7 protein-coding genes are annotated in these 6,117 nt (G+C 62.5%); 4 read left to right on the forward strand and 3 right to left on the reverse strand.

Annotated elements, in window-relative coordinates; genetic code table 11:
- The 3 genes from ffh to WA943_RS00805 form a co-directional block, all read right to left on the reverse strand.
- Positions 1 to 1,519, reverse strand: a 1,519-nt coding sequence (gene ffh, locus WA943_RS00795; protein ID WP_424467719.1) for a signal recognition particle protein, incomplete at its 3' end; no start/stop codon positions are given.
- Between the two features lie 173 nt (positions 1,520 to 1,692).
- Positions 1,693 to 1,899, reverse strand: coding sequence for a hypothetical protein (locus tag WA943_RS00800; protein WP_424467721.1), 207 nt, complete (start codon positions 1,897 to 1,899; stop codon positions 1,693 to 1,695).
- A 226-nt stretch (positions 1,900 to 2,125) separates the two neighbouring features.
- Positions 2,126 to 2,614 (reverse strand): CinA family protein, encoded by a 489-nt coding sequence (locus tag WA943_RS00805; RefSeq protein ID WP_424467723.1) that lies wholly within the window; start codon positions 2,612 to 2,614, stop codon positions 2,126 to 2,128.
- On the opposite strand from WA943_RS00805, the gene dapF reads away from it, so the two are divergent.
- The 4 genes from dapF to WA943_RS00825 all read left to right on the forward strand — a co-directional run.
- Positions 2,613 to 3,593 (forward strand): diaminopimelate epimerase, encoded by a 981-nt coding sequence (dapF, locus tag WA943_RS00810; RefSeq protein ID WP_424467725.1) that lies wholly within the window; start codon positions 2,613 to 2,615, stop codon positions 3,591 to 3,593. The genes WA943_RS00805 and dapF overlap by 2 nt on opposite strands.
- Positions 3,590 to 4,894, forward strand: a complete 1,305-nt coding sequence (gene mtaB, locus WA943_RS00815; RefSeq protein WP_424467727.1) for a tRNA (N(6)-L-threonylcarbamoyladenosine(37)-C(2))-methylthiotransferase MtaB — start codon at positions 3,590 to 3,592, stop codon at positions 4,892 to 4,894. Before dapF ends, mtaB begins: the two co-directional genes overlap by 4 nt.
- Complete coding sequence (ftsY, locus tag WA943_RS00820) at positions 4,891 to 5,844, forward strand: signal recognition particle-docking protein FtsY (protein ID WP_424467729.1); 954 nt, start codon at positions 4,891 to 4,893, stop codon at positions 5,842 to 5,844. Before mtaB ends, ftsY begins: the two co-directional genes overlap by 4 nt.
- A gap of 5 nt (positions 5,845 to 5,849) precedes the next feature.
- On the forward strand, positions 5,850 to 6,117 hold a 268-nt coding region (locus tag WA943_RS00825), incomplete at its 3' end, for a septation protein IspZ (RefSeq protein ID WP_424467731.1).

The raw sequence follows: 6,117 nt of genomic DNA on the forward strand, positions 1-6,117 counted from the left end.
CCTTGGAACCGGGAAGTCCGGGGAAACCCTTAGCCCCCGGCAATCCGGGCAGGCCGCCGAAGCCGCCGCGTCCGGGCAGTCCCGGAAGACCGGGAAGCCCGCCGGGCAAGCCGCCCTTGGGCAACATGTCCTTGAGCGCTTCGGGATTGTTCGCAATGTCGGGGGGCAATTCGGGCATGCCGCCGCCGAACAATTTTCCGAGCAACCCGCCGCCCTTCTGGCGCGCCATGTTTTTCATCATGTCGGCCATCTGGCGATGAAGTTTCAGGAGACGGTTGATCTCCTGTACTTCCGTGCCCGAGCCCGCCGCGACGCGACGCTTGCGGCTTGCATTCAAAAGCGCGGGGTTGCGGCGTTCGGCCTTCGTCATCGACGAGATGATCGCAGCCTGACGCTTCACAACGCTGTCATCCATATGCGCATTGGCTGCTGCCGCCTGCGCCTTGGCAACGCCGGGAAGCATGCCCAGCACGCCTTTCATGCCGCCCATGCGCTTCATCTGCGCGAGCTGCTCGGCCATGTCGTCGAGGTCGAACTGACCCTTCTTCATCTTGGCGGCGATCTTGTTCGCCTTTTCGGCGTCGATCGTCTCGGCTGCTCTCTCGACAAGGCTGACAACGTCGCCCATGCCCAGAATGCGGCCCGCCACGCGCTCTGCGCGGAAGTCTTCAAGCTGATCGAGCTTTTCGCCCGTACCCAGCAATTTGATCGGAACGCCCGTGACGCCGCGCATGGAAAGCGCCGCACCGCCGCGCCCGTCGCCATCCGTCCGCGTCAGCATGATGCCGGTAATGCCGATGCGCGACTGGAACTGCTGCGCGACATTGACGGCGTCCTGACCGGTCAGGCTGTCGGCAACGAGAAGCGTCTCATGCGGATTGGCGACATCGCGAATTTCCGCGACTTCAGCCATCAAGGCTTCATCGATGTGAATACGGCCCGCCGTGTCGAGCATGACGATGTCATAGCCGCCAAGCTTTGCCGCTTCGATAGCGCGCCGCGCAATCTGCACCGGCTGCTGACCGGCAATGATCGGCAGCGTCGCAACGCCCGTCTGCTCGCCGAGAATTTTCAACTGCTCTTGAGCCGCCGGACGACGCGTATCGAGCGACGCCATCAACACGCGGCGCTTGTCGCGCGTCTCGAAGCGCTTTGCGATCTTCGCTGTCGATGTCGTTTTGCCCGAACCCTGAAGACCGACCATCATGATCGCGACAGGCGCCGCCGCATGCAACGAGATCGACGCATCGGCGGTGCCGCCAAGCATCTCGATCAGCTCGTCATGGACGATCTTGATGACCTGCTGGCCGGGCGTGATGGATTTCAGAACCTCGACGCCGATGGCGCGCGGCTTCACCTTGTCGATGAAGTCCTTGACCACGGGCAATGCCACGTCGGCCTCGAGGAGCGCGCGGCGCACCTCGCGCAAGGTCTCGTCGACATCCTTCTCCGAGAGCGCACCGCGGCCCCGGAGTTTGGAGAAGACGTCGCCAAGGCGACCTGACAGGTTCTCGAACATCGACGCTTGCCTAAAGGTCCAATCACAAAGCAAAAACGCACCCGCGAGCGAATATCGCCGGCGGATGTTGACCCGGGCTCAATGCCTCGGGCGGGTCGGGGCGGTTGAATGTCCCGAAAGTCCGCGGAAATTAGGGCGCGAGGCCCCAAGAGTCAATCCGGGACAGAACGACCTTACTCAAGGCGCTTGTCACGCGCGGCCCTGTCGTCGCTTGCCTTGTCTTCATGGGTCAGCGTCGCCAGCGACCTCAGCCAATGCGGCAGACCGAAGTCTTCCTGCCATTTGAATCGTGCAATCAAGTGCCCGAGCAGCGTCAAGGACTGCGGACCGCTGCTCAGAGCCTCCTCCGCGAAATCGCGCGGCTTTTCCACTCCTGCCATGTCGATCATCCTCTTGGGATGCCATCTTCCACGAGATCGGATTTCCTCACGAAGATGCATCGTCCGATAGACATGGGTAGCGCCGCAGCGGCTCTGCAAGGCAGGAATGGCACTCGCCCGGGCGTTGCTTGATTAAATAATGCTCATCTCGGCGACAGGATGCGGCGCTTTACGCAAATTCACCGCAGCCGGTGCCGAGCGACAAAAATTCAGCAAGCCACTGTTTTTATTTAACATTCTGAAGTAAAAGTTCCAACCCGGCCTTGGCGAAGATACGCATATTGGCCACCCGGTCATCGTGACCTGTCTGAACCGTGAGGCTCCGCTCGACCGGCCCGGCAAGGGCAATGCAAGCCGTGCCCGCCGGATCGCCATAGCGGCTGCCTGCGGGGCCCGTCGCGCCAATTTCGGAAATGGCCCAGGTCGCGGAAAACTGGTCGCGAAGCGTCCGGGCAAGCAATTTCACGAAAGCCTCGCTCAAGGGTTTCTGCGCCCCGGCGGCGATAATGGCGGCGTCGGGAAGGCCGATCAGAACCTCGCGGGCCTTTTTCGTATAGACGATGGCCCCGCCGAGAAAATAGGCCGACGCCCCCGGCACCGACAGCAGCGCCGCCGAAACGAGGCCCCCGGTCGAGGATTCGGACACGGCAACCGTTTCACCCCGCGCCTTGAGGCGGGCGGCGATTTCTTCGGCGATGGGGAGTAGCGTCTGCATGGCTGCTTTCCGTGATTGCGTGGGCGGCGACAGTAGCGGCGATGCACCGCCCCCGACAATCGCCAAACCAGTGGTATTTTGGGGCGAAAAGGGCCATATAGCGACGATCATGGCAGCAAATGGCGTCCACTTTCGCAAGATGAATGGGCTCGGCAACGACTTCGTCGTGCTGGATCAGCGCCGCCATGCCGTGCCGCTGAGCGAAGCAACGGTCCGCGCCATCGCCAACCGCGAAACCGGCATAGGCTGCGACCAGTTCATCACCATCGAAAATCCCCGCCACGGCGGCGACGTCTTCATGGGCATCCGCAATCAGGATGGCAGCCTCGTCGAAGCTTGCGGCAATGCCGCGCGCTGCATCGGCCAGCTCATCCTCGAGGAAACCGGCAAGGACGCCGTCATCATCGAAACGCTGGGCGGCGACACTGTTGCGACCCACGGCCCCGATGGCACCATCACCGTCGATATGGGCGAGCCGCGCCTGAAGTGGGACGAGATCCCGCTCTCGGAAGAATTCCGCGACACGCGCGCCATCGAACTCGAAGTCGGCCCCTTCGGCGCGCCGCTGATGCATTCGCCCGCCGTGGTCAATGTCGGCAATCCCCATGCGATCTTCTTCGTCAAGGACGCCGACACCATCGATCTCGGCCGCATCGGCCCGATGCTCGAACATCACCCGCTTTTTCCCGAGCGCGCCAATATCTCGGTCGCGCAGGTCCTCTCGCCCGATCACATCAAGCTCAAGGTCTGGGAACGCGGCGCGGGCCTGACATTGGCCTGCGGCACCGCCGCTTGCGCCACGGCTGTGGCAGGCGCGAGGAAGCGCATCACGGGCCGCGAAGTCACGATCAGCCTGCCGGGCGGCGACCTGAAGCTCGAATGGCGCGAAAGCGACAACCACATCTATATGACCGGCCCTGCCACGCTCGACTTTGAGGGCGAGCTGGAACCGCGCCTGCTTTCAGGGGTGCCCGCATGAGCGGCGACACGCCTGAGCGGCGAAAGGTAAACGGCACGGAAATCGTCACCTTCGGTTGCCGCCTCAACACTTACGAATCCGAAGTGATGAAGGAGCACGCCGAAAAGGCCGGGCTCAACGGCGCCATCGTCTTCAACACATGCGCCGTGACGAACGAAGCCGTGCGACAGGCGCGGCAGGCGATCCGCAAGGCGCGCCGCGAAAATCCGGAAGCCCGCATCATCGTGACCGGCTGCGCCGCGCAAATCGCGCCTGCCGATTTCGCCGCCATGCCCGAAGTCGATCTCGTGCTCGGCAACGATGAAAAGATGAAGGCGGCAAGCTGGCAGCCCGCGCTTGCCCTTCACGCCAATGAGCGCGTGCGCGTCAACGACATCATGTCGGTGACGGAAACGGCAGGCCATCTGGTGCAGGGCTTCGAAGGACGCACGCGCGCCTTCGTGCAGGTGCAGAACGGCTGCGACCATCGCTGCACATTTTGCATCATTCCCTATGGCCGCGGAAATTCGCGCAGTGTGCCTGCGGGCGAGATCGTCGCGCAGGTGCGCACGCTTGTCGAAAACGGCTATCGCGAAGTCGTGCTCACCGGCGTCGATATCACTTCCTATGGCGGCGACCTGCCGGGACACCCGAGCCTCGGCAATCTCGCAACGCGCATTCTGAAGCTCGTGCCGGAGCTGAAGCGGCTGCGCATTTCATCCATCGACTCAATCGAGGCCGACGATGCGCTGATGCGCCTCATCGCCGACGAAGAACGATTGATGCCGCATCTGCATCTGTCGTTGCAGGCCGGCGACAACATGATCCTGAAGCGCATGAAGCGCCGTCATCTGCGCGAAGACTCGATCCGCTTCTGCGAGGAAGCACGCAGGCTTCGCCCAGACATTGTCTTCGGCGCAGACTTTATCGCCGGTTTCCCGACCGAAACCGAAGAGATGTTTGAAAATACGATGCGCCTCGCCGACGAATGCGGCCTGACCTGGCTGCACGTCTTCCCCTTCTCGCCCCGCCCCGGCACGCCCGCCGCGCGCATGCCGCAACTCGATCGCGGCATCATCAAGGCGCGCGCCGAACGCCTGCGCGCCAAGGGCACTGCCCGTCTTGCCGCGCATCTCGATGCAGGGATCGGACGGATAGCGCCCGTGCTGATGGAGAGCGAAAATCTCGGGCGCACAAATCAATTCACGCCGGTTCGCCTGATCGGTGCGGTCGGTCACACTGGCGTTCACGCCGGCGATATTCTGCCCGTCCGGCTTTCCGCCCATGACGGCCAAAGCTTTGAAGGTCTTGCAGCGGCATGAGCGATACGGACACCACACAGGACCAGCAGAAGAAGCGCTCCTTCTTCCAGCGGATGAAAGAGGGCCTGTCGCGCTCCACCCGCACGCTGTCGGATGGCATCACCGGCATCTTCACAAAGAAGAAGCTCGACCGCGCGACGCTCGACGAATTGGAAGAATTGCTGATCGGCGCCGATCTCGGCCTCGACACCGCCGCGACGATTGTCGAGGCGGTCGGCAAGGGCCGTCACGACAAGGAAGTGACGCCGGAAGAAATCCGCACCATCGTCGCGGAAGAAATCGCCAAGGTTCTGGCCCCGGTCGCCAAGCCCCTCATCATCGACGAAACGAAGAAGCCTTTTGTCGTTCTGATGGTCGGCGTCAATGGCGCGGGCAAGACGACGACCGCCGCAAAGATCGCCGCACGCGCGCAAGCGCAGGGCAAGACCGTCATGCTCGCGGCAGGCGACACCTTCCGCGCCGCAGCCGTCGAGCAATTGAAAGTCTGGGGCGCGCGCCTCAACGTGCCTGTCGTCTCGACCAAGGTCGGCGGCGACGCGGCGGGTCTTGCCTATGAAGCGCTCGCCCGCGCGAAAGAGGAAAAGACCGACCTGCTTCTCATCGACACGGCAGGCCGCCTTCAGAACAAGACGGACCTCATGTCCGAGCTTGAAAAAATCATGCGCGTCATCGCCAAGCTCGACCCGGATGCGCCACATGCGACGCTTCTCGTCCTCGACGCGACAACAGGGCAGAATGCGGTCAACCAGGTCGATATTTTCGGCAAGACGGCAAAGGTGACGGGCCTCGTCATGACCAAGCTCGACGGCACGGCGCGCGGCGGCATTCTCGTCGCCATCGCGCAGCGCTTTGGTCTGCCCGTTCATCTGATCGGCATCGGCGAACAGATCGACGACATGCAGCCTTTCGAAGCCGATGCCTTTGCCCGCGCCATCACCGGAGCGAATTGAACCAAATGAGCGAGTCCAGACATCCAGCCGGCAGCCAGTTTCTGCGCATGGGCCTTGAGCTTGGGCCGCTCGTGGTTTTCTTCCTGGCAAATTCCAAGGCAAACCTCGCCTTCGGAAATGACCCGGCGCAGAACATCTATTATGCGACGGGCGCCTTCATGGTCGCCATCGCGCTCTCGCTCGGTTTTTCCTATGCGAAGTTTCGCAGAATTCCGACCATGCCGCTCGTCACCGGCGTTTTCGTTCTCGTCTTCGGCACGCTGACGCTCATCC

Source organism: Parvibaculum sp. (assembly GCF_049651025.1).
In the GTDB taxonomy this organism is placed as follows: domain Bacteria; phylum Pseudomonadota; class Alphaproteobacteria; order Parvibaculales; family Parvibaculaceae; genus Parvibaculum.